The 14014-nt window shown below is 33.9% G+C and carries 9 protein-coding genes; all 9 read right to left on the bottom strand.

The features are described from left to right. Window positions 1-12: 12 nt before the first annotated feature. The 9 genes from Q4Q39_RS09330 to Q4Q39_RS09295 all read right to left on the bottom strand — a co-directional run bounded on the left by Q4Q39_RS09330 (window position 13) and on the right by Q4Q39_RS09295 (window position 13949). Window positions 13-1098, bottom strand: a complete 1086-nt coding sequence (locus Q4Q39_RS09330; protein WP_303282162.1) for an efflux RND transporter periplasmic adaptor subunit — start codon at window positions 1096-1098, stop codon at window positions 13-15. 30 nt (window positions 1099-1128) lie between these two features. Then, window positions 1129-3471, bottom strand: coding sequence for a TolC family protein (locus Q4Q39_RS09325; RefSeq protein ID WP_303282161.1), 2343 nt, complete (start codon window positions 3469-3471; stop codon window positions 1129-1131). Between the two features lie 4 nt (window positions 3472-3475). Beyond that, complete coding sequence (locus Q4Q39_RS09320; RefSeq protein ID WP_303282160.1) at window positions 3476-3910, bottom strand: hypothetical protein; 435 nt, start codon at window positions 3908-3910, stop codon at window positions 3476-3478. Window positions 3911-4084: 174 nt separating this feature from the next. Next, window positions 4085-4180 (bottom strand): helix-turn-helix domain-containing protein, encoded by a 96-nt coding sequence (locus Q4Q39_RS20615; protein WP_367892714.1) that lies wholly within the window; start codon window positions 4178-4180, stop codon window positions 4085-4087. Between the two features lie 101 nt (window positions 4181-4281). After that, window positions 4282-6609 (bottom strand): beta-glucosidase BglX, encoded by a 2328-nt coding sequence (bglX, locus tag Q4Q39_RS09315; RefSeq protein WP_303282159.1) that lies wholly within the window; start codon window positions 6607-6609, stop codon window positions 4282-4284. Between the two features lie 4 nt (window positions 6610-6613). After that, window positions 6614-7480 carry an endonuclease/exonuclease/phosphatase family protein gene (locus Q4Q39_RS09310; RefSeq protein WP_303282158.1) on the bottom strand — a complete coding sequence of 289 codons (867 nt, stop codon included), beginning with the start codon at window positions 7478-7480 and terminating at the stop codon, window positions 6614-6616. 4 nt (window positions 7481-7484) lie between these two features. Next, window positions 7485-9053, bottom strand: coding sequence for a family 16 glycosylhydrolase (locus tag Q4Q39_RS09305; RefSeq protein ID WP_303282157.1), 1569 nt, complete (start codon window positions 9051-9053; stop codon window positions 7485-7487). Between the two features lie 189 nt (window positions 9054-9242). Beyond that, window positions 9243-10853 carry a RagB/SusD family nutrient uptake outer membrane protein gene (locus Q4Q39_RS09300; protein WP_303282156.1) on the bottom strand — a complete coding sequence of 537 codons (1611 nt, stop codon included), beginning with the start codon at window positions 10851-10853 and terminating at the stop codon, window positions 9243-9245. Window positions 10854-10871: 18 nt separating this feature from the next. Next, window positions 10872-13949, bottom strand: a complete 3078-nt coding sequence (locus Q4Q39_RS09295; protein WP_303282155.1) for a SusC/RagA family TonB-linked outer membrane protein — start codon at window positions 13947-13949, stop codon at window positions 10872-10874. Window positions 13950-14014: the final 65 nt, after the last annotated feature.

Below are 14014 nucleotides of genomic sequence, written 5' to 3'. Positions count from 1 at the left end.
AGGATGGTATTATTATTTTAATCGAATGACTTGGCCATCTAATAATGTATGAAGACCAGCTACAGCAATGCGATCTCCCTTACGAACACCAGATTGCACTTCAAATCCGTTTTGCATAAGATTACCTACTGTTATTGGATGTTTTTTAACTATCAAAACACTATCTTTCTCTTGTATCAAAAAGACATAATTACCATTATAGTCTTCGCCCACAGCTTGTGGTGGTACTATAAGCATACTTGCTATTTTTCCTTTTTCGCTATTGCGGAAATATACATCGGCAGCCATTCCACTTTTTACAGTATCTGTTACATTTTCAAGTACTACACGTACTGTATAGGTGGCAGATTCTTGAGAGAGTGCAGGTGCTACTTCAATTACTTTTCCTGTAAATTTTTGATCCTTTAATGAGACCAGAAAAACATCTGTCACATCACCTTCTTTAATAGTATTGATAACATTTTCGGGGACACCTACCTTAATCTCCATACCTTTACCTGCATTTAAAGTTGCTACAGATTGACCTGCCGCAATGTTTTCATTAATTTCTGCATTAACAGCTGCTATTACTCCGTCTTGTGGCGCATAGATGTAACCATAATTAATTTGGTCTTGTTGTATAGCAACGGTACGTTTAGAAGCTTCATAATTTTCTTTTGCCGTTTGAAATGCATTTTTAGCCTGCTCAAAATCGCTTAATGAAGCACCGCTTTTCTCATAAAGTTTCCTTGCTCTTTCTAATGCTAGTTTAGCGGTATTGAAATTTGATTTTGCAGCATTTTTCTGGGTTACAGCTTGCTCATACGCTAATCGTGCAGACACATTGTCTAGCGTTGCCAATAATTCTCCTTTTCTTACTTTTTGACCTAACTGTATATTAAATTTAGTTATTGTACCACTATTTCTAAAGCTTAAACTAATCACCAACTCCTGTTGAGTAATACCACTGTAGCTAGAATTAGCATTTTGATTATTGAACCCTATTTGCTTATATTTTACCAACTTAGGCTTGCGCTGTGTCGTTTTCTCTTTATCAGAGCACGATAACTGGCAAAGGACGAGTACTATTAGACTTATGATTTGAAATAACTTTTTCATGGTATCTTGATTTATATTATTTATTAATTCTTATTTCTTTTGATAATCTAAAAACCTAGATATAAATGCTGCATTAGATTCAGTTGAATTCATTAAAAAGAAATATCCTATAGATCTTTCAACCTGTAAAATGCTTAATAAGTAGCTATAGATAGCTGTTGTTCTGTTTATTTGAGCATTTAGATAATTACGTTGCGCATCAATAAGCTGGACAATATTTACAGCACCTTCGGCATAAGATACCTGAATAAGCTCTAAAGCTTCTTTGGCTGTGTTTTCAGAAACCTTTGACAGATCGATGTTAGTCATTTGGTTAATAACGTTTAGAATACCATTATTTACATTGCTACTAATAGCTAGCTCACTATTTTCTATAGTTAGGTTTAATTGCTCTCTTTGAATAATGGCAGTTTGCTGGTTAGTACGTGTTTGGTTCCTGTTAAATAGAGGAATAGTCATACGCACACCAACATTATATGTATTATCTGGTAGTATAAAACCATCTAGTGTTGTACTGCCTTTACCATCTCTACTAAACACTGTATTGTATTGAGCTTGTAAGCCTATAGTAGGTAAAAAGCGTCCGCTACTATTAAGTTTAACACTGCGCTTGGTAGCTTCTAGATTATGCCCCAATACCTTCAATTCTGGCGCATTCTTTTTAGCTTCTTCTGTTAAAAATGCAATAAACGGTCCGCGAGTTACTGGATTATCTATTAATGCATTTAACTCTGTGTATTGTACGGTTTCTAATAAACCCAATTCTAAAGGCACATTTTCAACATCAATTTTTGTGTTTACAGGATTATTTAATAATTGGTTTAAACCTATATATCCTTGTTCCAGTTGATTAAATGCTTCTACTAAAAGTTGTGTGTTTTGTGCAATTTCACTTTTAAAACGAAGCATATCTGATTTACCAGAAATACCTGCTTCAAAGTTTTGTTGGGCAATGATGTAATTCTTTTTTGTAGTTTGAAGATTACTTCTTAAAATTTCGGCATTTGTTTTTCGTATTAAAATTTCAAAATAGGCAGCAGCTACATTAAATATAGTATTTAGGTTTTCTGCTTTGTACTGCTCTTGTTCTGCTTCCTGTAATTGTTTTTGAATCGTTTTATTAGCATTGGCAGCTTCTGAAAAAATAGTCTGGTCTAAACTTATATTTCCAGAGGTCTGAAACTCTGGTGTTTGACCAAACCCTAAAGCTGCAATATCTGGATCTGTATAATTTGCCTCACCATTTGCTGTTACTAAAGGCAGATAATTATTTTTGGCAGTTGTAACTTCTTGTGCTTGTAATTCAATATTCTTTTTAGCAGCTTGTAAATCTAAATTCTTACCTATGGCCTTATCGATGGCCTGTTTAAGTGAATATGTCGTAACTGGGTTAGCATTAGTAAATGCACCAACAAACTCTGCTTCGTTTACCATGCTGTATTTTATACCAACACCTATGGCATCTGTAGTATTGTAGTTAATTACCAATTGTTTTTTTGAAGCAACATGAACTTGCATTTTTGATAGCTGACCACCATTTACATAGCGCTCTACAGTTAATGCTAATCTGCGAATGATTTGATTAAAATTATTGCTAGTGCTACGAGTTGCCATAATACCTGCTTCAACTTGTGTTCTATTATTAATTGTAAATGAAGGGAGTTTTTTATCGATGCATATCTGGGCAATACTTTTAATTTCAGTTTTAGGTAAAAAGAAACCTCCAGCAATGTATAATGCATCTACATCAGTAAGCATTTTGGCATAATTTGTTCTCTTGTCTAGAAGAATAACTTTACAATCAATATCCAATGATTTTGAAATATTTTTAAAAGTTTCTTCTATAGGAAGTACATCTATAAATGCTTGTTCTATAAGGACACCTACCTTTTTAAAATCGGTAATTTTTTGCAATGTTTCTAAATCATCTTTATAAGAATCTTGTTCCACCAGATAGGTGAAATTTTCAATACCTGAAGTCTTTTTATCAAAATCTATACGATACATATCGGTATTTACCGCTCCTAGTAAAATAGTAGGTTTCGTATAGTTTTTTTGTTCACGTACAACCTCACTAGCTATAACTCCTAAAACAAGTAGTATATCAGTATCATTGGCAAGAAGTTGTGCGTATTGTTTTTTGGCAATATCAATACTATAGTTATTAACCAATGTTATATTTTCAGAAAAAACTATAGTAGCATCTTCGCCTACTGTTGCCTTAATTTCTGTTTTTAACTGTTCTATTAATGGTACTGTTTGCTCGTTTTTGCTATCTAATAACATACCTATACGATAAGTGTTTTGTTGGGCTGATAGCTGTAGAAACCAAAAACAAACTAGTACTAAAAGGTGTTCTTTTGTAGTTCTCATTATGTTAGTGCTTAAAATATTCTTCTGTTTTTATGGAAATAAAATCTAAGGTTTCACTGTAAAACATGATGGCTTTTTTGATAAAAGTGTTTAATGCCTCATTAGTGTTATTTCGTTTTTCAAGAATTTTCTCTAAAACATTGAGTAAACACTTGCTTTGTTTAATACTATTTTTAATGTTTTTTATACTACCATCGGTATCTACAAAGAAGTGGCGTTCAGAGAATGCATTCTTCTTCTCTCCTACATCTCCCAAGCTGTGTAGTAAACTTAAAGCATCTTCTATTTCAGTTTCGCTCAATTGAGTCTCTTCTTTGAGTTGTGCAACAGTGAAGTATTTTTGATTTGAAACATAAAAGATGCTTAAAACGCTACTTAAGGTTTTTGGGTAAAATGCACTATTATTAAAAATAGGGTAAAACTGTTTTTGTGTTTCCATAATGATTTATTTTCGATACAAAGCTATATCGAAGTATTATGGATATCCGTGACATATGTCAATAACGACAAAATCACATCAATTGCAGTAAAATCTTAAGAGAGTTGAGTTACTAAACCTCTATTAACAGCAATAAATTGAAGAAAGTTTTCTGCTGGTAAAGTATTTAATTCATTATGAGTACTTTCTAATTCTACTCAATGTTTCTCTGGTTATACCCAAAAAAGAAGCTAACTCCTTTTGAGATAATTCTTGTATGAAATGTGGCATGTTCTTGCAGATATAATCGTATTTCTACTTAGCAGTTAATGCTTGTAAAAAAAAGAAACGTTCATCAGATTGGATATAATACCAAATTAAGTATAAATATTTTACTCAATAACTGTTATTCTAGATTTTAAAGTTGTTTTAGAATTACCTCCTACAAAAATTTCAAAATCACCAGGCTCTACTTCCCATTTTTTACTTGCGGTATAAAACTGAAGTATTTTAGCATCTATCGTAAACGATACGGTTTTTGTTTCCCCTGATTTCAACATTATTTTCTCAAATCCTTTAAGTTCTTTAATAGGTCTAACCAAACTACCAACTAAATCTCGAATGTACAATTGAACAACTTCTTCTCCATCTCTATCTCCTTTATTTGAAACCTCAACAGATACTTTAATACGACCATTTCTGTCTATTTCGGTTTTATCAAAATTCAAATTATCATATTTAAATACCGTATAACTCAACCCAAAACCAAAAGGGTATAATGCTGATTTAGGTGCATCTCTATAGCTCGAAAAAGTAACGTGTTTATTACTATACGGACGTCCTGTATTTTTCTGATTGTAGTATAATGGTTCCTGACCTACATGATGAGGAAACGATACTGGGAGTTTTCCTGACGGATTATAATCACCAAAAAGCACATCTGCAATGGCATTTCCAGATTCGGACCCTAAATGCCAGCATTCTAATATAGCTGGTGTGATTTCAGAAACTCTACTAAGCGCCATAGGTCGTCCATTCATCAAAACAACAACAATATTTTTATTCACTTTATAAATGGCTTCTAACAAGTCGTTTTGAAGTCCTAAAAAACCAATATTCGTTTGGCTTCGTCCCTCTCCTGTTTGGTATGCATTCTCTCCTATCGCCAATAATACGACTTCTGATTTTTTTGCAACTTCTACAGCTTCTGCTATTCCGGAATCATCTGTAGTATTAAATTTTAAAGGATATAAAAATTGGTTAGCACCGGCTTCTAATGTCGGTATGGTTAGATCTACACCTTTTGCATAATGTATTTTCGTGTTTTCTCCAATGGCGTTTTTAACGCCTTCTAATAATGATACTGCTGAGTTATATGTTGCTTTCGCCCTCCAGTTACCAAGTGGAGAATCTTTATCATGGGCTAACGACCCTATAACAGCGATACTTTTAACGTCTTTTGAAATTGGCAATAATTTGTTTTCGTTTTTAAGTAATACTATTGATTTTTTTGCCACCTCACGAGATATTGCTAAATGTTCTTCTGTGTAAACATGATCCATTTCACGTTGTTCATTGCAATATTTAAAAGGGTCATCAAAAAGCCCTAGTTGAAATTTTAAACGCAGTACACGCTTCACTGCATCGTCAATTTGATGTATTGTCACTTTATTTTCTTTGAGTAAAGACTCTAAATGTGCTTCATAAGCATAGGATTCCATATCCATATCGCTCCCTGCATTCATAGCAATTTCAGTAGCATGTCTTTTATCTTCAGCGTAACCATGAGCAATCATTTCACCAATGGAACCCCAATCTGAAACGACAAATCCATTCCAATCCCATTCTCTTTTTAAAATGTCACGTTGCAGCACTTTATGTCCTGTTGCAGGAATACCATCAATATCATTAAAGGCATTCATAAAAGTAGCTACACCAGCTTTTGCAGCAGCCTTAAAAGGGGGCAAAATAGTATTATGCAATTCGTACTCGCCAATATTTACCGTATTATAATCACGTCCTGCTTCGGCAAAACCATACCCCGCAAAATGTTTTGCGCATGCTGCAATGGTATTGGTTTGTGATAAATCATCACCTTGAAATCCTTTTATACGAGCCACGCCTACAACCGTGTTTAGATACGGGTCTTCGCCAGCGCCTTCCATAACTCTTCCCCAACGTGCATCTCTTGATACATCTATCATGGGAGCAAAAGTCCAATTAACACCCGAAGCGGCTGATTCTTTAGCTGCTATTGCTGCAGATGCTTTAATGATATCTAAATCCCAGCTCGCAGTTTCTCCCAATGGAATAGGGAACATCGTTTTATATCCATGAATGACATCATACCCGAAAATTAATGGAATTTTTAAACGGGAATGCTCCATAACTATTCTTTGGGTCTCACGAACGGAAGCTACTGAGACAACATTTAACATAGAACCGACTTCGCCTTTTTTAAGTTTGTTTAATTTATGCTGATCGTTTTTTGAAGATGAAGGGCCTGTGGCATTCCATTTACCACTGTATTGAACCAGTTGTCCAATCTTTTCATTAAGATGCATTAATCCTAAAACAGAATCTACTTTCCTTTCGATGTTATTATTGAAATTTGATTTGCTATTTTGAGTCGTTTCACTTGCTTTATTATCACAACCAAAAATAATTATAAGAAAAATGAAACCGAACGTTAAAGCTATAACTGATATTTGTTTTGACATGGATTTACTTTAAGATTAATTCTATATACACAGGAAAATGATCTGAAGGATATTTTAAATCTATTGAACTCGATAAAACACCATATTTTTCAACTTCTATATGATTAGATTTAGAAAGCATGATATAATCAATTCTTCTAGTCACTGGTTCTTCAAACTTAAAACCGTTAAACGTTCCGTTAGAACCAAAAACAATTTTCGCTATATCTTTTGAATCATTCATGTTTTGCTTAAGACTCTCAATTAACTGACTATCCGGCTCTACATTGAAATCGCCCATAACAATTACGGGAAGATTAGCAGTATTTAAAGCTATTATTTTTTTGAGAATTAACGCCATCCCTTCTAATTGCGCTTCCGCTCCAACATGATCTAAATGCGTATTAAACACCCATATCTTTTGATTGCTTTCAAGTAATGTAAAGAGTCCGTAAGTACAAATTCTTGGATATGCAGCATCCCAACCCATAGACATTTTGTTTGGTGTTTTTGATAGCCAAAAGGTATTTTCTTGTTCAACTTTTACTTTTTTTGAATTGTAAAAAATGGCTGAAAACTCCCCTTTATTACCACCATCTCTTCCTGTTCCAATAACATCATAATCTTTTAAAGCTGCTTTTAAATCATCCATTTGATTGGGTCGTGCTTCTTGAACGCCCATAATATCTGGACTATAGAATTGTACTTGTGAACTTAAAAAATGGCTTCTATTTGGCCATGCATTGTCGCCATCTGAAGCTACATCTAACCTAATGTTATAAGTCATTACACTCAGGTTTTGACTTTTATTATTGTCTGGGTTCTTGTTTTCACTTTTACAACTTGTAAAAACTAAGCTTAACACCAATAGTACTACTGAATAATATGTCATGTATTTATTCTTTTTTTTGAAAAACCCTAACGTAATCTATGAGCATTTGCTGCGGAAAAACAGTATCATCAATTCCTTTTTGTCCACCAAGCATACCTCCCACGGCGATATTTATCTTCAAATGAAAGTCTTGATCAAATGGCCATTCGTGTGTTGTTTTATGTTCGTTTTCTATATGATTATAGACCGTATCATCTAATATAAAGTCCATTTTTTCGGGTGTCCATTCCAATGCGAATACGTGAAAAGAATCGTAAGGTTTATCGATGAATATCTTCTTTCCCTTTTCTGTGCCTTTCATGTGATTATAAGCTTTTGTATGAATGGTTCCAAAGATAGAATCGGGATTAAAACCAACGTGTTCCATAATATCAATTTCGCCACATTCCGGCCACCTTACTTCATCATAATTTGCGCCAATCATCCAAAATGCTGGCCATAAGCCAACACCCTTTGGTAATTGTGCTCTTATTTCGATACGTCCGTAGGTCCATTCGGCTATGCCTTTAGTGGTCAGGCTAGGTGCCGTATAATTTGCATATTCCCAATTCTTTTTCCAACCTTTAGCATCTTTAGAAACAAAGGCTTCGTTTTTAATGGTTTCTTTATGGGTTTCTAAAACCAGTAACCCTTTTTCTACTCTAGCATTCTTTAAGCTATCAACGTAATACTGTTTTTCTTGATTTCTTTTTAAACCATATTCAAAAGCCCATTTTGTACTATCCGGCCTTCCTTGATAATTAAATTCATCGCTCCAAACCAATTTGTAACCATCATAGGTAGGGCTCTTTTTTATTCTTTCAAAAAGCAATTCAGGTTCATCTGTAGTAATATAATCGAAATCGTTAGCCAAAAGCCAATCCAAATCTTCAGTTTTATTAGCTACCCAGGCATTTAATAATACCCCATTTTCTTTAGCACCTTCAATCCACTCGGGGTGTTTTTTGTATTTGTAAACCAAATAATCCAACCCGGAAATACCATCATTTTTTAAGCAATCAGGTTTTTTTGAACCATCTAAATATTGTGTTTTAGCCTCGGAATCTAACACTTTAATCTTTTTTAAGATATCATAACTAAAACTAATGTATGATAAAATATAAGGTTCTGCTTTTAGTTCTTTTATTAAACTTAATACGTTGTTAGCAATCATACTGTTTCGGCCTTCGATTTTTGAAGGTTTAATTTCACATACAAAACCAGTAGTGCTATTATTTTGCATGCCTGCCAGTAAATATTGTTTTAAAGTGGGGAGAGCTTCTCCGTTTGAAAGCTTGTATTTTGACAATTCGTTATATGTTGACGCTTCAACAACCAGTCCGTGATAATCTCTATCGTGTGTTACAACAAGTACATTATCTGAAGTCATTCTAATATCAAACTCAGACCCTGTACAATTTAGGGCTATGGCTTGTTTTAAAGACGCTATAGAATTTTGTGGAAGATTTTTTTGTTTCCATGCACCACGATGAGCAATAACCACATTGTCTGCAAAGTTGATTTCATTTTTATTAGAATTACTATTGCAAGCGATTGAAGCTGTAAGAACAGTCAATAAAAACAAATATCGCATACTTTTTATCATAAACCTGGGAACTATTATTAAAAACTAATTTTATACAAACATAGGATGACGGATCCACTCCTAAATATTATTCACAATAATTTACCAAATACTATTAAAATCTAAGAGCAATAATATTGCCCTTAGATTAAAAAAACAAACTAACTCAATTTAAAAAAACTCTAACTATTCTTAAGATTAGTACCCATCATTTTGTGGATAACCTGCACCTAATAAATCTAAATCTATTTGAGCAATAGGAAAATTAATAAAATGTGGTTGCCAATTGGTTCTTGGGTCTTTCACACCTAGATTAGCAGGGAAGTATTCACCATCACCTGCGTAACTAGTAATTTGTCTGTCTATAACGGCTTGCCCCATTCTTTTTAAAGTAAACCATCGCTGTCCTTCAAAAGCAAGTTCACGAGCACGTTCATCTAAAATAGCCTGCTCATCTACACTTGTTAATGGTGCTGCATTTGCTCTGGTTCTTACTGCATTTATGTATGGTAGCGGATCGCCTGTAGACCGCATCATAGCTTCTGCAGCAATTAAATAAGTCTCTGCGAGTCTGTATACCATAATATTACTTCTATTTAAATACGAATCGGGATTGTCATCCTCCTGGGCAAATTTTATACAGGAAGGATGTTGTCTTTGATAATACCTTTGATAGGTACTACTGGGATTATTAAGATCTGTAATTGGTGCATAGTTATCTACTTCTTCTCCAATTCTGGGTCCTGAAGTATAATAATATTTCAATCTGAAATAGGTATCATCGTCTCTAGTGTCATTGGGGTCTTCAGAAATTAAACCCAACAAATACAGGTTTGGTAATACACGAGAAAAGCCTCTCCCACCTTGTTCTATATTTGATTCTATGCCAGATATTTGAAAATATTGTGTTACATAATTAGCATTCATCATGGTGTTATCACCGCCACCTAATAAGTCATCCTGAGACTGTATCACAAATAATGATTCTGAATGGTTTCTATCGCCTTTAAAAACATCTCCTGTATTGGCTACTAAACCGTGAGGGCTATCTGGATCTTCTATAACATCTAAAGCTTGACTTTTAGCTTCTTCCCAATCACCTTCCCACATGGCTACTTTTGCTTTTACATGTTTTGCAGTTCCTTTTGTAACACGACCAAACGTATCGGTCCATTCTAAATGCTCAATCGCAAAATCTAAATCACTGTTTAAAAGTGCAAAAATGTCTTCTTTAGAGGATTTATCATTAATAACATCAAATGCATTATCTACAGTTACAGTTTTAGTAGTTACATAAATGTTATTAAACATTCTATATAAATAGAAATAAGAGTTAGCTCTAAAAAATTTCGCTTCTGCTATAATTTGATTTCTAGTATCGTCATCTACACCTTCTATAACCTCTGCCGCATTTATGATTTCGGTCGCTTTATTTGTGATGTTATAAAAATGTTTCCAGAATAAAGTAGACACAAAATTTGCACCTTGATCTACAGGGGAAACACCTCTTTGATATCTGCCCATTAAGCCTGTATAACCTGTTCTACTGAATGCCAAATCACTTCTAGATGACATTAAAACCGCTCCCATAAAATCTTCTATTCTTCGGTCATATCTATCTCTGTCAAACTTGTATAAGCTAACTACGCCAGATTTTAAGCCTTCTTCAGTTGTAAATATATAATCTGAGTCAATTAATGTACTAGGTTGCTCATCTAAGTAATTTTCACAAGAAACCACAACGAAAAATAACGCTATGCATACCAATAAGTCTCCTTTTAGTTTTGAATAAAAAAACTTCGCTTTCATAATATTATTTTTTTAAATTTAAAATTTAACTCTTATTCCAAAAGTAAATGCTCTCGCATCTGGATAACCTGTATCTGCATTAGAAAAGGTGCTTCTAATATTTACTTCTGGGCTATACCCAATATAATCTGTATTTGTGAATACATTAGTTGCGGTAGCATATAATCTAATTTGATCAAAGTTTAATTTAGAAATTACCTTATCTGATAATGTGTAACCCAAACTCACCGTTCTTAATCTAATGTAAGACGCATCTTTAATTGCTAATGCATTTAAATACAGAGGCGCTACATCAAAATTAGCTCTGGGAAATGTTGTTGACGGATTTTCTGGTGTGTAGTAAGGTACTTTTACACCATTTAATTTTCCAGATAGTGTGCCTCCATTATTAAAATCTGATAAAAAAGGATTTCTTTTAGTAGCCCCCTCTACAGCATAAAAATCCACAAATAAATCAAATCCTTTATAGGCCAACGTTGTAGATAAAGAACCAAACCAATCTGGATTAGGATCTTTAAAGACGCGGTCTTCTTGAGTAATTTTACCATCAGGTACACCCGTCATATTACCATCATCATCTACACCATTTGTATCTCTAACCCTAATATCACCAGGTCTTAAATCTGCTTGTGGAAATGCGGAATCTGGATTAGCTTGCGGTGCATTTGCAAAATCATCGCCTTCTTGCCAAATACCATCAAAATCATATTGATAAATAACACCTACGGGTTGATCTACATAGTAATTAAACGTATTGTCTTCTGTAATAGCTATTCCGTCTCCATCATTGTAAAGTTCCAATATTTTATTTCTGTTATTAGACCAATTGGTAGAAACTGACCATCTAAAATCTTCCGTATTGATAATATTAGCGGTTAAACCAATTTCTAAACCTGAATTTTGCATTTCTCCTGCATTAAAAAAAGTATCCGTAAACCCAGTGATTGAAGGCACGCCTCTTCTCAGTAATAGATCATTAGTTCTTGCATCATACCAGTTAATATTACCTATTAATAATCTATTGAATAAAGAGAAATCCAAACCAAAGTTTAATGTTGTTATTCTTTCAGACTTTAAACCTGGGTTTGGCAGTGTGGTTGAGGGTGAAAATCCAGATGCAGATTCAGAATCAAATATGTACGGTTGTGGATCTGCTGTAAACAGTGATGTATATGGACGTCCCAAATCATTTGCCAAAGAACCGTAACTGGCTCTAAATTTCAACTCTTGTATTGCACTTACATCCTCTAAAAAGCTTTCATTATGTATTTTCCAAGCAAAAGATCCTGCTGGATTGTAAAGCCACTTATTGTCTTCTCCGTTAACCGAAGCTCCATCTGCTCTCATAGTACCCTCGAGCATATATCTATCAAATAAACTATAACGTGCTCTAGCCATATAACCTAAGTATCTTCTTCTATTTACATCACGTTCTACAAAAACATTATTTATAGCACTAGTAATACCGTTATACCCTAAATCTTCATTTGTAAATCCTTGACCTTCTGTAAACGTTCGTGATGTCTGAATTTCTTGAGCAGACTGTACTAAAGTTACATTAAACTTATTATTATCATTCAAAACTTTATCGTAAGTAAGAATATTTTCCAATAAATACGACTCTTCCAATCGGTTATCGATTCTTGCAATACCTCTAACGTCATCACCAGCAGAACTTAATGAAGATAAATACTGACCTCTTTCAGACGTTCTTCGTGTTAAATTTGTTTTTAATTGGTATTGTAAATCTTTAGTGATTTGCCAGATAGGCGTCACATTAATTACATAATCATTTCCTTTTTCATCATGGTCTTGTTCTCTAAGATTCCATAACGGATTAACAGCAGTGTCTTCTTCTCCACTAGGGAAACGAGTTATACTTCCATCGTCATTAAAAGCTCTACCCAATGGTGATGTTGTAATTACATTAACATTAGCTGCGCGTTCTGTATCGTCATTTAAAAGGTTTAAATCAAAATTTATAGAAAATTTATCACTAATCTTTTGATCTATATTTAAACGCAATGTTTTTCTTGTATAACTTGAAGTTGGAATAAGCCCATCTTCTTTAAAGTAGTTGATACTACCAAACACTTTAGTTACATCTGTACCACCACTGATGCTCATGGCTTGACTATTAACAAAACCATTTCGCAATAATTCATTTTCCCAATCTACAAAACGATTATCTGCGATTGATTCAAGTTCTAATTCCGAAAATACATCTGCATCATCTAAATACATATCATCCGCATTTGTCGATCTAAAAGCCTCTCGTCTCAATTGCGCAAATTCTTGACCATTATAAACATCAAAATTTCTTTCAATTGATTTCGTGGTTATAAACCCGTGATAACTAACACTAACTTTTCCAGATTTCCCACGTTTGGTTGTAATCAACACCACGCCATTTGCACCTCTAGAACCATATATGGCTTGTGCGGATGCATCTTTTAAGAACTCAATAGAATCAATATCATCTGGATCGATGTCTTCAATACCACCATCTCTAATAATACCATCTACCACATAAATGGCACTTACATTACCTTCAATAGAACCACGACCTCTAAAAAGAATTTCTGAAGTACCTCCTGGTCTTAAAGTACCGCCACCCACATCAACTTGTAAACCAGCAATTCTACCTCGCAACATTTCATTAACATCTGAGGTTGGTGATAGTATGGCTTTCTTCATATCGGTAGTAGCAACGGCATTAACGATATCGCTTTTTCTTTGCGTACCATAACCTACCACTACTATTTCATCCAGTATATTTTGATCTGCTTCCAATAATATGCTCATTGGACCAGTCGTTATTGCAACCTCTTTAGTTACATATCCTATATAAGATATAACCAATGTAGTTCCACTACTGTCAACTGATAATGAAAATTTTCCATCAAAATCAGTTGATGTGCCATTGGTGGTTCCTTTTACAATAACCGTAGCTCCGGGCAATGACATATTATCAGCTGCTGAGAGTACAGTTCCTGTAACTGTTTTTTGTGATTGTGCTAATGCTCCTAAAGAAGTAAACAAAAGTAATGACAAAAACAGCACTTTAATTTTTTGATAACAGAGTTTTAATTTCATACGTGTGTTATTTAGTTTAGTTTCAAAATTATAGCTTGATTTAATTTTTGGGTAATAATTCGAAT

Origin of the sequence: Flavivirga amylovorans, assembly GCF_030540875.1 — a bacterium.
Lineage (GTDB): Bacteria > Bacteroidota > Bacteroidia > Flavobacteriales > Flavobacteriaceae > Flavivirga > Flavivirga amylovorans.
The sequence above is the reverse complement of the archived record's forward strand: the minus strand, read 5'-3'. Positions and strand labels throughout refer to the sequence as shown.

Coding starts and splice junctions, on each gene's coding strand:
- Q4Q39_RS09295 (WP_303282155.1), bottom strand. CDS start 13,949: ATGAAATTAAAACTCTGTTATCAAAAAATTAAAGTGCTGTTTTTGTCA.
- Q4Q39_RS09300 (WP_303282156.1), bottom strand. CDS start 10,853: ATGAAAGCGAAGTTTTTTTATTCAAAACTAAAAGGAGACTTATTGGTA.
- Q4Q39_RS09320 (WP_303282160.1), bottom strand. CDS start 3,910: ATGGAAACACAAAAACAGTTTTACCCTATTTTTAATAATAGTGCATTT.
- Q4Q39_RS09325 (WP_303282161.1), bottom strand. CDS start 3,471: ATGAGAACTACAAAAGAACACCTTTTAGTACTAGTTTGTTTTTGGTTT.
- Q4Q39_RS09330 (WP_303282162.1), bottom strand. CDS start 1,098: ATGAAAAAGTTATTTCAAATCATAAGTCTAATAGTACTCGTCCTTTGC.
- Q4Q39_RS20615 (WP_367892714.1), bottom strand. CDS start 4,180: ATGCCACATTTCATACAAGAATTATCTCAAAAGGAGTTAGCTTCTTTT.
- Q4Q39_RS09310 (WP_303282158.1), bottom strand. CDS start 7,480: ATGACATATTATTCAGTAGTACTATTGGTGTTAAGCTTAGTTTTTACA.
- bglX (WP_303282159.1), bottom strand. CDS start 6,609: ATGTCAAAACAAATATCAGTTATAGCTTTAACGTTCGGTTTCATTTTT.
- Q4Q39_RS09305 (WP_303282157.1), bottom strand. CDS start 9,053: ATGCGATATTTGTTTTTATTGACTGTTCTTACAGCTTCAATCGCTTGC.